Raw genomic sequence first — 14,141 nt, 5'->3', positions numbered from 1 at the left:
CGCGGAACAGACATATATCGATCGGGCCCACCAAGCCCTTGAGACGGCCCGGGAGCGGGCGCTGTCGCTTAAGGGGATGGTTGAGGTGGGCGCGGGCGGCACCCATCAGGCCCGCTATGAGCGGGAGATCATTTGGGATTCGATAAGCACCCGCCTCAGCGTTCTGGACATCGGTGACGCCTCGCTGGTATTCGGTCGCCTCGACTGGAGCGATGAGCAGGGCGGCGACCAGCTCTATGTGGGCCGGGTGGCGGTGTGGGATGACGACCAGGAGCCGGTGACCATCGACTGGCGGGCCCCGGCGGCCGAGGCCTTCTACCGAGCCACCGGGAGCGAGCCCATGGGCCTGTCCCGACGCCGCCACTTCGTGACCAGAGGCCGGGAGCTGCTGGGGGTGGAAGACGAGTACTTCGGCGAAACCAACGGCCGAGGCAGGATGCCGCTGGTGGGGGAGGCCACCCTTCGAGCCGGTTTGGAAGCCGGCCGCACCGGCCGCCTCGCCGACGCGGCCGCCACCATCCAGATCGAGCAGGACGCCATTATCCGCTCCCCGCTGTCCGGACTCCTCGTGGTGCAAGGCGGTCCCGGCACCGGCAAGACGGTGGCCGCTCTCCACCGGGCCGCCTATCTGCTCTATACCCACCGCTTTCCCCTCGAAGGCCAGGGAATGCTGGTGCTCGGCCCCAACCGCCTGTTTTTGACCTATATCGAGCAGGTGCTTCCATCGCTGGGCGAGGCCGGCGTGGAGGTGTCAATGCTGGCCGATCTGCTTCCTGGTACGCGGGTCAAGGGTCTAGACAACCCTCGTATCTCCCGCATCAAGGGCGATCTGCGAATGATCACGGTGCTGCGCCGGGCTCGCCGGGATCGCCAGCGCCCGCTGCGTGCCGACGTGACGGTGGGGTTTGGCCTGCGTCGGCTCCGGCTCACCGTGGACCAGAGCGCCGAGATCGTGCGCCAAGCCCGCAAGCGGTTCCGCACCCACAACCGGGCCCGTCGCTTTGTGGAAGAACAGGTGTACCAGCACCTGGCCGATAGTGGCGCCCGCACCGATTCCCCCGCTCCTGATATGGAGGCGGTGCGCGAACAACTCCACGGCAGCATCGAACTGCGGGAGGCCCTGGAGTGGATGTGGCCAGTGCTCACCCCATCCCACCTGCTGCACGACCTGTTCGGTTCTCCCGCGCTGCTCCGCTCAGCGACGGCGTCGGTGTTGACTCCAGAGGAAACCGACCTGCTCTACCGCTCCCGACAACCCCATGCCTCTGAAGTGGTGTGGACGGCCGACGACGCCCCCTTGTTGGATGAGGCCCTGGCCCTGTTGGGCCCCCGGCCCGGCCACAAGCTGTCTGACTCGATTCGCACCTACGGCCACATCGTGGTGGATGAGGCCCAAGATCTGTCGCCCATGCAGCTCCGGATGATCAGCCGCCGCTCGCTTAACGGGTCGATGACCGTGGTAGGCGACATCGCCCAGGCCACCTCGGCATGGGGGCACGACTCCTGGGACAGCGTGATCGAGCACCTCCCCGACCACGTCGACACCCGATTTTCCGAGTTGACCATCGGGTATCGCCTACCCGAGCCCATCATGGAAGTGGCTGCCAAGGTGCTCGACGCCGCCATGCCCGGCCTGGTTCCGCCTCAATCAATCCGCACTGAGGGCCTCCCTCCCCGATTCGTGCCCGTGGTTGCCCATCAAGCCCCAGCCTCCGGCAACGGCCAGGGCAACGGACAAGGCAGTGTCCAAGACAGCGAACCCAGCCCCAGCAGCCTGACCGCCGCCGTCGTCAGGGAGGTAAAGGCCGAGCTCAGCGCGTTGGCCAACGGGAACCTGGCGGTGATCTGCCACAACGCACTGGCCGATGCCATCTCTGAGGCCCTCACCTCTGCCGACGTCGATCACGGTTTGGTGTATGAGCGAGGCCTGGAGTCCCGGGTGACCATCGTGCCGGTGGAGTTGGTGAAGGGGCTTGAGGTGGACACCGCCATCGTGGTGGAGCCGGCCGACATCTGCGAGAAGCTCCCCAAGGGGATGCGAGCTCTGTATGTGGCCATGACCCGGGCCACTCAACGTCTGGTGGTTGTGTACGCCCGTCCGTTGCCCGAGCCCCTGCTCACCAAGGAGGCATGAGCTGATGGCCCACGATCCCCGCAACCTCACCGACGAGATGAACGGCTTTCTCCGGGATCGCCATTTGGCCTCGCTCACTATCCTGCGCCCCGACGGCACCCCCCATGTGACCCCGGTAGGATTCACCTGGGATTCCGCCACCGCCACCGCCCGCATCATCACCTGGGCGGGGGCGAAGAAGGTGCGCATGCTAGATGCGGCCGGGGGCGGCAGAGCCGCACTTTGCCAGGTTGACGGTGGTCGATGGGTCACCCTGGAGGGTCACGCCACCGTCACCGCCGATCCGGATGAGTGCGCTGATGCCGTGGCCCGCTACGGCGAGCGCTACAGCCCGGCCAAAGACCGGGGTTCCGACCGGCGGGCCATCATCATTGCGGTGGATTCAGTGCTGGGGCGGGCCTGATGAATCCCAAGAGCATCGGCCTCAGCGCCAATGTGCAGGAGTATTTGGTGGCCCACGGTGCGGGCATCGACCCCATTGCCCAAGAGCTGATCGACGTCACCGCTGAGTTGGGCCGCGTCTCCGGGATGCAGATCGCCCCTGAGCAGGGCGCGTTCATGACCATGCTCACTCGCCTGCTCGACGTGCAGTTCGCGGTAGAAGTGGGGACCTTCACCGGTTACTCGGCCCTGTCCATCGCCCGGGGACTGGCCCCCGGTGGGCGGCTGCTGTGCTGCGACGTTAGCGACGAGTGGGTCAGCATCGGCCGCCCGTTTTGGGAGCGGGCCGGGGTGGCCGAACGCATCGAGGTGGTAATCGCCCCTGCGGCCGAGACCTTGGCCACCCTGCCCGACGATCCGCCCATCGACCTGGCCTTCATCGACGCCGACAAGCGGTCTTATCGGATCTACTACGAGGAGATCCTGCGCCGCCTCAGCCCCAAGGGAATCATCCTGGTGGACAACGTGTTGTGGGCAGGCCGGGTGGCCGACCCCGATGCCGACCTCGAAGAGAACCCCGATACCGCCCACATTCGAGAGTTCAACGCTTCCGTGGTTGCCGACCCCCGGACAACCCAAGTGATGCTCCCCATCTCCGACGGGCTAACGCTTATAACCCACGCCCCCTAATTCAACAGGTGCGCTACCGGTCCTCGGCCTGCTCCTAGCTGCCAGTCGGCCGACCGGATTATGCAAGCCCGCACATACTCCTTGGCCGCAACGATCGCATCCATCGGCTCTATATCCGTGGCCAAGCCTGCGGCAACTGCCGACGAAAACGTGCAGCCCGTGCCGTGGTCGTTGTCCGTTTCGACCACTTCGCCGGCCAACTCCGTCCATTCTCCTCGGTGGTGTGCTCGGTCGACCGCGGTGGCCTCTCCGGTCACAACCAGCCAGCCGGGGCAGAGAGCGCCCAGATCGCCCGTATCGTCCAATCCGGCCACCTCCCGAAGCACCGCGGCCTCCCGTCGGTTGGGGGTGGCGACAGTGGCATGGCTCAGCAACTCGAGGTAGAGGGACTCGGCGCCGGCATCCAGCAGCCGGGCGCCGGTGGACGACACCATCACCGGGTCGACCACCAGGTTGGGCAGCCGTCCGGCCGCGGCGTAGTCCCCAACCACGGAGATGATCTCCAGATTGGCCAGCATGCCGGTCTTGACCGCCCCAACGGTCAGATCGTCTAGCACGGAATCCAGTTGCTGGGCCACGAATTGGGCCGGCACGGGATGAACTCCCTGAACTCCAACGGTGTTCTGTGCGGTCACCGCGGTTATCGCTGCGGTTCCGTGAACGCCAAGGGCGGCGAATGTGGCCAGATCGGCGGCCACGCCGGCGCCACCAGATGAGTCCGATCCGGCCACGCTCAACGCGACGGGTGGGTTCATCCCGAGTGCCATTCGTCTAAGAGAGCAGCGATGGTCTCTTGAGGGTCAGGGCTGCGGGCTACTGCCCCCTGTACCGCCACGCCAGCCGCCCCGGCGTCTCGGCAGGCGGCCACTCGACCCGGGCCGATCCCCCCCAGGGCGTACACCGGGACATGGGCCTGCCGAACGATCCGTCCTAGCCCGCCCAGCCCCAACGGTGGCCCGTAGCCGGGTTTCGACTCGGTTTCGAACACCGGGGAGATGGTCACGTAGTCCACCCCCTCAAGCTCGGCCTGGCGCACCTCGTCGAGTCCGTGGCACGACCGTCCCACGATGCCCTGGTACACCTTGGGATAGCGGTCGAACCCGGCCAAATGCACCCCGTCAGCCACTGGATCAATCATCGACGCCAGTATCAGGCAGTCGGTTTGCTCACTCATCAACCGGGCCAGCTCCCGCCTGATCTGCGGCGGGCGGTCTTTGGCCCGAAAGATCACCGCAGGGGCCTTCACCACCACGTCGGTGAGCACGAGCAGCTCTGACGACAGTGCCCGCTTGGGGCTGTACGGCCGGCGGTGGTCAGAACTGGGCACGACCCTGGGGGGAGGTCGAGGCCTCGGCACCGAAACGCTTGGGGATCCTGCCGGCCAGGCGGGCCTGCCGCCCGGCATCGGTGGCCAGCCGTATGGCGGTGGCCATCTGCTCGGGGTCGCGGGCCCGGGTGATGGCCGACGCCACCATGACCGCGTCGCAGCCCAACTCCATGGCCAGCGCAGCGTCGGAGGCGGTGCCGATGCCGGCGTCCAGCACCACCGGCACCGCCGACTGCTCCACAATCATCTCGATGTTGTGCGGATTGCGGATGCCCAGCCCCGACCCGATGGGCGCCCCCAGCGGCATGACGGAGGCGCACCCCAAGTCTTCGAGGCGGCGGGCCAACACCGGGTCGTCGTTGGTGTAGGCCATAACCGTGAAGCCGTCGTCCACCAGCGTTTCGGCCGCCTCCACCAATTCGATGCCCTCCGGCAACAGGGTGATGTCATCGGCGATCACTTCCAGCTTCACCCAGTCGGTTTCGAACGCTTCCCGGGCCAATTTGGCGGTGAGCACGGCATCGGCCGCGGTGTGGCAGCCAGCGGTGTTGGGCAACACCTCTAGGTCCAGTCGCTCGATCACATCCAGCACCGATCCAGTGGCGTCGGGTGACACCCGGCGCAGCGCCACCGTGACCAGCTCGCACTCCGATGCGGCCAGTGCCCGTTCCAGCACGGCCAAGTTGGGCGCCCCCCCGGTGCCGGTGATCAACCGACTGGTGAAGCTGCGTTCAGCCACGTTCCAAGAGTCGCCCATTACGGCCTGCCGTCCAAGGGTTCGCACCAGTCGCCCACTTACCCCCCCTTGGCTGCTTCCAGGATCTCAACCCGATCGCCCTCAACCAAATGGGCTTGGCCCCACCGGCTGCGAGGGACGATTTCTCGATTCACCGCCACGGCAACCCCTCGCTGGTCAGGAGCCAGGGCTCCTACCGTGCAGTTGGCCGGTACGTCTCGAGCTTCGCCGTTCACCACGATGATCATGCCGATACTCCGCTGAGGTGTTCGGGATCTGGGGTGTGACCACTTGGCCGGGAGTCGAACCGGTTGGGGCTGAATGGCGACAAGTCCAGCGGCGGCTCATGTCCCTGCACCAGCGCCGACACCGCTGTAGCAGTGATGGGAGCGGTGAGGATGCCGTTGCGGTAGTGGCCGGTGGCGTAAACGATGCCGTCACGGCCGGTCCCGATGATGGGGGCATTGTCGGGCGCTCCGGGACGCAGGCCGGCCCACGTCTCCACCAGGTCGATCTCGCTGAGCCCCGGCAGCAGGGCCAGAACGTCGCGGAGCAACTCGTAAACGCCCCCCGCGGTCACCCGGGTGTCAAAGCCCTGTTCCTCTTGGGTGGCACCCACCACGATCTCACCGTCGCTGCGGGGTACCGCGTACACGCTCGACCCCCGCACCACCCCCCGCACCGGCAATTGCAGCAGTCCGCTCGGACCACTCAGGCGGAGGATCTGCCCCTTGATGGGTCGGATGGGCACCCCCAGCAACCGGCCGCTCCACGCCCCGGCGGCCACCACCACCTGCTGGCCGGTCACCGTTTGGCCATCGCTGGCCACCACCTGGTTCCGGCTCACCTCGGTGGCTGAGGCCGAAATTGTGGGCACCCGGTTCAACAGTTCGGCCACCACCCGGCGGGGGTTCACCTGGTGGTCGAGCGGGGAGTACACCCCGCCTCGCACGCCGGGGGCGAGCAGCGGCTCTCGGGCCCGGCATTCCCGGCTCCGAAGCCGCTCCACCGGCAGGCCCTCCTGCTCGTGCAGGTCGCCCAGATTGTCGAGCAGCGCCTTGTCGTCGGCGTCGTAGGCGGCCATGAGCATCCCGTCGCGGCGGTAGTCCACGGCATCGGCCCCCAGAGAGTCGGCGAACGCCGGCCACGCCTGGCTGGCGGCCAGGTTCAGCTCCAAGATATGGCTCTCTCCCCAGTAGGCCTCGTGGATGGGGGCCAGCATCCCCGCCGCCGCGTGGCTGGCCCCGGTGCCCGGGGCGGGGTCGAGCACCACAACTTCGGCGCCGTCTTGAAGGAGCTGCCAGGCGGTGGACAGTCCGATGATGCCGCCGCCCACAATGATGACGTCCGGCTTCGAAGGCACGTCAGCCACCGAGGACCTCCAGCAGTTCGGCTGTGGCCGCGGCGGGGTCGTCGGCGTGGGCCACCGCTCCGATTACCGCCACACCATGAGCCCCAGCGTCCAGCAATTCCGGCACCTGGGCAGCGGTGATCCCGGCAATGGCAATCACCGGGATGTCCACCGCGGTGGCCACCTTCTCCACCCCGGTCGGACCCAGCGGGGCGGGCAGCCCGTCTTTGGTGGCGGTGGCGTACACCGGCCCGACCCCCACGTACGAAGCCCCATCGTCCTGGTGGCGGAGGGCGGACTCGGGATCACGGGCCGTGCTCCCCACCATTCGGTCGGCGCCGAGTAGGCGACGCATCTCGGCCACTGGCAGGTCATTGGCGCCGCCGTGTACTCCGTGAGCTCCTGCGGCCAGCGCGATGTCGGCCCGGTCGTTCACGATCACCATCGCGTCTGTGGCCTGAGCCGATGCCAGAATGCGCTGGCACTCTGCCAACACTGCGATGTCGCTGGCCTCTTTGATCCGCACCTGCACCGCAGGGGCTCCGCCTCGAAAGGCGGCATCGGCCAAAGAGGCGCAGTTGACGATGACATGCAGGCGGGGGACATGTGTGGTCACCGGATCACTCACGGCTAGCTCATGGTCGATCAGCGTCATCGAAGCCGTTGCCCTCGCCCAGTGTCACGACCCGGCCGAGTAGATCTCGGCGCCCTTGTCCCGGAACTCGTCGGCCTTCGACTTCATGCCCAGCTCGATGGCCACCGACTCGTCCACCCCCTGGCGGGCGGCGAAGTCCCGCACGTCTTGGGTGATCTTCATGGAGCAGAACTTGGGTCCGCACATGGAGCAGAAGTGGGCGGTTTTGGCCGGCTCGGCCGGGAGGGTCTCGTCGTGGTACTTGAGCGCCGTCTCGGGATCGAGCGACAGGTTGAACTGGTCGGCCCAGCGGAACTCGAATCGGGCCTTCGAGAGGGCGTTGTCCCACTCTTGGGCCCCCGGATGGCCTTTGGCCACATCGGCGGCGTGGGCGGCGATCTTGTAGGCAATCACCCCGTCTTTAACGTCGGCCCGATTGGGCAGCCCCAGGTGCTCCTTAGGGGTGACGTAACAGAGCATGGCGGTGCCGTACCAGCCGATGTTGGCCGCCCCGATGGCCGAGGTGATGTGGTCGTAGCCGGGGGCCACGTCGGTGGTGAGCGGGCCCAGAGTGTAGAAGGGGGCGTCTTGGCACCACTCCTGCTCCAAGGTCACGTTCTCCTTGATCTTGTTGAGCGGCACGTGGCCCGGTCCCTCGATCATCACCTGCACGTCGTGTTCCCAGGCCCGCCCGGTGAGCTCGCCCAGGGTTTGGAGCTCGGCCATCTGGGCGGTGTCGTTGGCATCGGCGATCGATCCCGGCCGCAGTCCGTCGCCCAAGGAGAAGGCCACGTCGTAGGCCGCGAAGATCTCGCACAGCTCGTCGTAGTGGGTGTAGAGGAAATTCTCCTGGTGATGGGCCAGGCACCAGGCGGCCAGAATCGAGCCGCCCCGGCTGACGATCCCGGTGGTGCGCTCCGCGGTGAGCGGCACGTAGCGCAACAGCACCCCGGCGTGGACGGTCATGTAGTCCACCCCCTGCTCGGCCTGTTCTATCACCGTGTCGCGGTAGATCTCCCAGGTGAGCTCCTCGGGTTGCCCGTTGGTCTTCTCCAGAGCCTGGTAAATGGGCACGGTGCCGATGGGCACCGGCGAGTTGCGGATGATCCACTCCCGGGTGGTGTGGATGTCGGAGCCGGTGGACAGGTCCATCACCGTGTCGGCCCCCCATTTGGTGGCCCAGGTCATCTTCTCCACCTCCTCGGCAATCGACGACGTGACCGCCGAGTTGCCGATGTTGGCGTTGACCTTGGTGAGGAACTTGCGCCCGATGATCATCGGCTCCGACTCGGGGTGGTTCACGTTGGCCGGGATGATGGCCCGGCCCCGGGCCACCTCGGAACGCACCAGCTCGGCGTCGAGCCGCTCCCGGGTGGCAATGAACTCCATCTCCGGGGTGATCTCCCCCCGGCGGGCGTAGGCCATCTGGGTCACCGCCGCTCCTTTGGCCCGTAGCACCGGGCGGCGCTCGCCCAGGAAAGGATCGGAGGCGGAGCCGTCGCGCACCGCCCGGCGACCGTCGTCACGCAGGTCGGCGGACCGCCCCACGATCTCGGTGGTGTCGTCCCGCTCGGTGATCCAATCCAGCCGCAATGGCGGCAAGCCCACGCTGGGGTTCGAACCAGGACCGCTGGTGTCGTACAGCAAAAACGGCGGCTCCGGTTCGGTCAGGTTCACCTGGGTGAACGGCACCCGTACATCAGGCCGCTCACCGGCCACATACACCTTCTCCCGGGCAAGTTTTTCGCTGGGTGAAGAGCCCTTCTGGTTCGGCGCGTTGCCGTTGATGCTCTCGCTCATCATCATCTCCCTTCGCCGGCGTTATCCGGATCAGGTTCAGCGGTCGGTGCCAGCGGACACCCTCTCAGCCCGACGATCCTCGAGCTCCCGCGTGGTTGTCGCCCTTAGTCTGCCACAGACGGCTAGCGGTTCCTATGGCGACTTCTACTTCCTCAGGGAGACGGTGAAGCGGGATTCTTCTTCGGAGAAGTCCGGTTCGGTGCCATTGTGCTGTGCCATGGCGGGGATGACCTGTCGGCGGATGCCCATGCCCAGCCCCTCGACGTAGCCGTAGTCACGCATGATGCTCATCATCACCTGGTTACGCGCATAGCGGGCTCCTTCACGCATGCCCTCGACGCTGATGGTGTTCGGCAGGCTCCCAGGACTCTGCACTTCGATTCGATCGTCGAAGACCGATAACAGCACATCGGTCCCAGTGATGCTGTAGTCGCGGTGTACAAGTGCATTGACCACAACCTCGCGAATGGCTGGCTCAGGGAAATCGGGGCGCTCGACACGGCGACCGTCCTCCAGCGCTGCGGAGGCACCCGTGTTGCGACGGACGAAGTCGAGAGCCCTTTCCACGACTCCGGTTTCGACTAACTCACCGTCGACTGAGCGCAAAGCCACTAGCGGGCCCTTGATGCTCTCGTCGGATCTCGTGGCATAGTCGGACTCTTGGCCCGGGAAGCACACCGCTCGAATTCCGCATTGCGGCAAGAATCACCCTGTGTTCAGGCCGAACAGGAGCATCCCGTCGACGGTGGCGTACGTTTCACCACCGGTTTCGGTGGCAAGCTCAAGGTTGCAGAGCAGCCTGCGCCACGACTCTGAATTGGGGCTGGGCATCTCCGCATCGCCGCGGATGCGGGCGAAGTAATCCTGAAGGCGTCGTGTGTCGAGATCGGCAGCACTGGCTCCTGGTACCGGCTTGAGGCCGTAGCGGAGTCCACCCGACTGCTGGTACAGCCGTTGTTCCTCCTCACGAGTCGCATCGCGTGTGGTGGTGCCGACACGGACCTTGGTAACCCAGTGCGACCCCTGTTTGGACTTGTACGGCTTGTCGGGTGCGTTGGCCGGCACGGTTACGATGCCGACCATGATGCCGCCGTCAGACTCGATAACCTCCCAGTTCGGGATGATGGAGGGCTCCAGGTGATCGCGAGCAACCTGCATGATCCACTCTTCGGCTCTTGCAACCGCACGCGATAGCCCGGAGACGCCGCCGTCGTCCTCGACGCCGAGCAGCACATGCCCGCCGTCGAGGTTCAGCAGTCCAGCGAGCACCGTGGCGAACTTCCCCGGCTGCACGTCATCCCGCATGAACTCCACGCGCGAGTTCTCGCCACCGGCAATCAATCGGAGCAATTCGGTCTGATGGTACCAGGGGCTCACCAATAAGGGGTGTTCCTCATACATAGTCTGCATCAGTGTTTGATCCTTTATCTACACATTGAAGTAAGTGACTGAAACAAACTTTATTCGAGATGCACTGACTGTCACAATACCTGCGTCCTCCAATTCTTCTGCTAAAGATGGTTTTGATGCCTTGTATGTTACGGGAGCGACTAAGCAGATCTCTCTGTCCATTGTCTCTTCTATATCCACGCTGTAGCTATAGAGATATCCTGATAGTATGGAATCGTCTGTCAGGTAACAGTCAATATATACCTGTACTTTGTCTGAGTCTGGTATGGATTCAAATGCAGACCACCAGGCTGACTCGACTGAAATATTGCTTGGTAATCTAGGGGAGAATTTTCCAAAGAGGAATGAGCCAAGAGATGAAAACGCTAATATAGCTAATGCCCACCCAGAGACATATGGTAGGTGTTCTCGAACGTATGATTCCGGCATGCGAAGCAATGCCCCGATATCGGGTGTATGCGTTGGGATTGATGCACGGACGATTGCGAATGCAATCAAGCCAATTACAACTGAGACAATCCCTGCAAATACTATTGTCGCAGTCTCTCTAAAGCCTCTGATCTTTTGAGTAGGATACTGAGATTCTCTGCCCGCCAGGTAGCTTAGTCCTGGCAAGACTACTAGTCCGGCAATTGCCAGGCTAAGTACAGTTGCTGGCATTCAGTTATTTCTTCTTTGAAACAGGAGGCTTGGGCCTGCTCTTGGCAACCGGAGGTGCTGGAGCATTCTGCACCTTTTTTTGACCCTGTCTTTGGGCGTTCACCCTAATGCCCTCTTGTACTGTTTCCCCTTTTGCCATCTCTTTCTCCTATTCCAGTTTGTGTTGCTTACACCGATAATCGAATACCCGGATCTAGCCTACTTGGTGAGATCGTGATCGAGGCCGAGTTGGCGCAATCCTTCGGCGACGGTCAGGTCCAGTGTGGTGTGGGGGATGCCATCAGGGTGGGTGGCAGTGACTTCGACGTTGATGGTCACGTCTGCTCCGGTGGCAGCGAGGGGCATAATGGCGACCTTGACCACATCGCGGATTTTGTCGGCAGGGATCTGGCGTGTGGTGAGGGTGACTCTGGTCGGATCTTGGCCTTCCTTGACACCAGACTGCTGGTTCTCTGGGTGCTCCGTAGGAGTGGTCTCGCCCTCAGGCTCTGAACCAGTTGTTGGTTTGGCTTCTTCAGACTCCTCGCTCGGACGGCGAGCCTCAATCAGAGGCTTGATGTCAGCGGCGCGTGCTAACCAGGTGCCGGGTTGGAACTGGATCTCGGTCGGGTCCAGCGGCTCCCCAAAGCGCAGCACGGCATCAGCGGCGTCCCAGGAAGCACCTGATGCCAAGCCGAACAGGCTGGCACTTACCCCCTGCGCCAGACAACGGCGCAGCACATCGGAACTAGCGATCTTCGGTAAGCGGGGCAGCCGGTAGAAGTAGTCCAACAGGCGGTCGAGTTCGACTACTGGCTCGTCCGAGCCGATCACGCCGAAACGGTCGGTGAGCAAGGCCGCTGGTGCGAGCGTGGTGTCGATAAGCCGGTCAGTGGCCTTGAGGTGGTCAACCACCCGCTGGCAAATGGTGTCGCCCACCCGAGCCGGGCCGAGGTCAACAGTCTCAACCCGGACGCCGCCATTGCCGTCCGGCCCGAGCAGGATGAGGTGCCGGTAGGCCATCACCACCTCCTGGGGCAGGCGCTCTTCTACCGCACTCAGCCGGGCTTCCAGCTGGTCACGCTGGTCCTGGTTGAACCGCTTAACCCGGATGCTGTCCCTGGTGATGTCCCGCATGGCCACCACCGTGCGAGCAACCTGGCGAGCCTTGGTCACACCACCGGCGTCGGCCGCAACCAACACAAGCGCGTTCTTGTTCGACCGAGACGACCCTCGCCCGGTGTTGAGCACCGCGCCCGCCACTTCATCTGCCTCGACAGCGGTGCTGCCTGGTTGGTTGCCGACTGCCCGGTGTGGGGCGAGCACGCCGAGGGTGAGGCGGGGTTCGTCAATCACGTCGTTGGGCTCGACGACATGGGTGACTACCCGGAACGGGGCCACCGGCCCGGCGATGTGGCCGACCGTTTCTCTCAACAGCGCGGTGATCTCCCCGTCTCCGACGGCGCCCTCCCGTTCCACGATCACCTTGTTCAGATTGGGCTCGGTCGTGAACCGATAGCGGCCGCCCTCATAGCGCATGTACCACAGCGATCCGGCCAGAGCGTCGCGCACGTCGTCGAGCAGCCCTCGGGACAGGCCGGGCAGCGGCTGGGCGACGCCGACGAGCATCTGTGGTGGTGAAGCGCCAAGCACCCGGTCGGAGCCGAAGCTGTTGAGGAACGCCGTCGTGGCCAGTCCCACCGCAACCCGATTTCTCTTGATCTCTCCTCCCCGGCGCTCGTCCTCCACCGCAGCCTTGGAATCGGGCCGGATGATGTCGGCGTTGAGGGCCGACTTGTACGACTCTCCAGCAAATCGAATGACCTCAGCCCGCACACCGTCATCGGCCAAAGGCACATCGCCAAGGCCGATGAGCAGCCCCTGATGATTGCTCTGGGCTAGTGCCTTCACCGTGTGGGCCAATGTTCGCAACGCCCCTCGGGTGCGCTGGAATCCCGACAGCGACCCCCAGCGATTGGTAAGCAGGTCGATCAACTCCGGGTGGAACGGATAGGCACCTCGGATGCGGTCTCGGTAGGAGGGGTCGCGGTAGGACTGGGGGAGCACATCGCCCATCTGGTCGTAGCAGGCGCCATAGGCGTCGGCCACCGCCTGCCGCTGCTCCAAACTGCCGATGGTCTCGAACAGGCGAGTATGCAGGATGGGGAAAATGTCGTCGCCCTCCACTGGGGTGACAATGTTCTCGATGCGGCCCACGACCTTGGACAGCCGCTCCGCCATCTCCTGGCCAGCAACCGTCGAGTAGTCCTCTAAGCGCGAGGAGGTAAGGGTAGCGACCACCGCGACGCCGGGCACGTTTGAGGCGGCGGTACAGAGTTCTTTGATCACCGTGAGCGTGGTGGCGGCCAGGTTGCCGTCAACCGAGCCAACCGCCAATGCCTTATTGAGGTACTCCAAGGTCTCGTCCAGCAAGATCAGGCACGGTGCCGCTTCGCTGAGAAGCTTGACCATCTCCACTGTGGAAGTGCCGCGCAGGCCCTCATCTTTGGCCCGGACCGTCTCATACGCCGCGGCACCGCCCAACCTCCAGGCCAAATGCCCGAGGAAAGATCGCACCACGGAGCCATCGGGCATGGTCTCGGGATCGACGGTCAGCGCGGAGCCGTCCAACACCGCAACTCGGGCATTGGGCAAACTTCCGGTTCTCAAGGCTGCGGCAAGATCTATTCCTAGTTGCGTGCCGGCAACCTGCTCGGGAGCGCGGAACAGGTGGTACGCGGCCAGCAGAGTGTGGGTCTTGCCCCCGCCGAACTCGGTCTGCATCCGGAACACTGCCGCCGATCCCGCGTCGCCACTCAGTCGATTGCCCACCTCCACCAGCACTGATCGCAGATTCTCGGTCAGGTACGTCTTGGCCGCGAACAACTCGGCATCCACGTAGTCATCTGGACCCATCCCGTTCGCCACCAAGCCGAGGTCGGCGGCAAACAGAGATTCGTCGAACGATCCGTCGCGGATGTCTGCGTGGGGACAGGCGATATCAAGCCACGGTGCCAAATCGGTCATGGGGTCTGCCTA

The 14,141-nt window shown here is 64.5% G+C and carries 14 protein-coding genes and 1 riboswitch; of the genes, 3 read left to right on the top strand and 11 right to left on the bottom strand.

Features of this window, described 5'->3' with window-relative positions; genetic code table 11:
- The first annotated feature begins 76 nt into the window (after window positions 1-76).
- From ACOQPI_RS16925 to ACOQPI_RS16915, 3 genes are read left to right on the top strand one after another with little or no spacing between them, the layout of a single operon-like run.
- Window positions 77-2,134, top strand: coding sequence for a HelD family protein (locus ACOQPI_RS16925; protein ID WP_420620782.1), 2,058 nt, complete (start codon window positions 77-79; stop codon window positions 2,132-2,134).
- A gap of 4 nt (window positions 2,135-2,138) precedes the next feature.
- Complete coding sequence (locus tag ACOQPI_RS16920; protein ID WP_420620781.1) at window positions 2,139-2,537, top strand: TIGR03618 family F420-dependent PPOX class oxidoreductase; 399 nt, start codon at window positions 2,139-2,141, stop codon at window positions 2,535-2,537.
- Window positions 2,537-3,205: an O-methyltransferase gene (locus ACOQPI_RS16915; protein WP_420620780.1), complete on the top strand. Its 669-nt coding sequence runs from the start codon at window positions 2,537-2,539 to the stop codon at window positions 3,203-3,205. Before ACOQPI_RS16920 ends, ACOQPI_RS16915 begins: the two co-directional genes overlap by 1 nt.
- On the opposite strand, the gene thiD is transcribed toward ACOQPI_RS16915, so the two are convergent.
- The 11 genes from thiD to ACOQPI_RS16860 all read right to left on the bottom strand — a co-directional run bounded on the left by thiD (window position 3,202) and on the right by ACOQPI_RS16860 (window position 14,129).
- A complete protein-coding gene (thiD, locus tag ACOQPI_RS16910; RefSeq protein ID WP_420620779.1) occupies window positions 3,202-3,972 on the bottom strand; it encodes a bifunctional hydroxymethylpyrimidine kinase/phosphomethylpyrimidine kinase in 771 nt (256 codons plus the stop codon). The two genes, ACOQPI_RS16915 and thiD, sit on opposite strands and share 4 nt — an antisense overlap.
- Window positions 3,957-4,532, bottom strand: coding sequence for a thiamine phosphate synthase (locus ACOQPI_RS16905; RefSeq protein ID WP_420620778.1), 576 nt, complete (start codon window positions 4,530-4,532; stop codon window positions 3,957-3,959). Before ACOQPI_RS16905 ends, thiD begins: the two co-directional genes overlap by 16 nt.
- Window positions 4,519-5,289 carry a thiazole synthase gene (locus ACOQPI_RS16900; protein WP_420621061.1) on the bottom strand — a complete coding sequence of 257 codons (771 nt, stop codon included), beginning with the start codon at window positions 5,287-5,289 and terminating at the stop codon, window positions 4,519-4,521. The genes ACOQPI_RS16905 and ACOQPI_RS16900 overlap by 14 nt, the downstream gene beginning before the upstream one ends.
- A 38-nt stretch (window positions 5,290-5,327) precedes the next feature.
- The gene (gene thiS, locus ACOQPI_RS16895; protein ID WP_420620777.1) at window positions 5,328-5,516 is read right to left on the bottom strand and encodes a sulfur carrier protein ThiS; all 189 of its coding nucleotides are present in this window, start codon (window positions 5,514-5,516) and stop codon (window positions 5,328-5,330) included.
- The gene (gene thiO / locus ACOQPI_RS16890; protein ID WP_420620776.1) at window positions 5,513-6,640 is read right to left on the bottom strand and encodes a glycine oxidase ThiO; all 1,128 of its coding nucleotides are present in this window, start codon (window positions 6,638-6,640) and stop codon (window positions 5,513-5,515) included. Before thiO ends, thiS begins: the two co-directional genes overlap by 4 nt.
- Window positions 6,633-7,247, bottom strand: a complete 615-nt coding sequence (gene thiE / locus ACOQPI_RS16885; RefSeq protein ID WP_420620775.1) for a thiamine phosphate synthase — start codon at window positions 7,245-7,247, stop codon at window positions 6,633-6,635. The genes thiO and thiE overlap by 8 nt, the downstream gene beginning before the upstream one ends.
- A 51-nt stretch (window positions 7,248-7,298) precedes the next feature.
- Window positions 7,299-9,056 carry a phosphomethylpyrimidine synthase ThiC gene (gene thiC / locus ACOQPI_RS16880; RefSeq protein WP_420621060.1) on the bottom strand — a complete coding sequence of 586 codons (1,758 nt, stop codon included), beginning with the start codon at window positions 9,054-9,056 and terminating at the stop codon, window positions 7,299-7,301.
- A riboswitch (TPP riboswitch) is annotated at window positions 9,044-9,154 on the bottom strand. It overlaps the preceding gene by 13 nt.
- Before the next feature lie 43 nt (window positions 9,155-9,197).
- Window positions 9,198-9,665 (bottom strand): ATP-binding protein, encoded by a 468-nt coding sequence (locus ACOQPI_RS16875; RefSeq protein ID WP_420620774.1) that lies wholly within the window; start codon window positions 9,663-9,665, stop codon window positions 9,198-9,200.
- 93 nt (window positions 9,666-9,758) lie between these two features.
- Window positions 9,759-10,463, bottom strand: coding sequence for a helix-turn-helix domain-containing protein (locus ACOQPI_RS16870; protein ID WP_420620773.1), 705 nt, complete (start codon window positions 10,461-10,463; stop codon window positions 9,759-9,761).
- Window positions 10,464-10,481: 18 nt separating this feature from the next.
- Window positions 10,482-11,123 (bottom strand): DUF6338 family protein, encoded by a 642-nt coding sequence (locus ACOQPI_RS16865; RefSeq protein WP_420620772.1) that lies wholly within the window; start codon window positions 11,121-11,123, stop codon window positions 10,482-10,484.
- 198 nt (window positions 11,124-11,321) lie between these two features.
- Window positions 11,322-14,129, bottom strand: coding sequence for an ATP-binding protein (locus tag ACOQPI_RS16860; RefSeq protein WP_420620771.1), 2,808 nt, complete (start codon window positions 14,127-14,129; stop codon window positions 11,322-11,324).
- Between the last annotated feature and the right edge of the window lie 12 nt (window positions 14,130-14,141).

The sequence above is a fragment of the Candidatus Poriferisocius sp. genome (assembly GCF_965219815.1).
Lineage (GTDB): Bacteria > Actinomycetota > Acidimicrobiia > Acidimicrobiales > Bin134 > Poriferisocius.
This window is presented reverse-complemented; position numbering and strand designations above follow the sequence as displayed.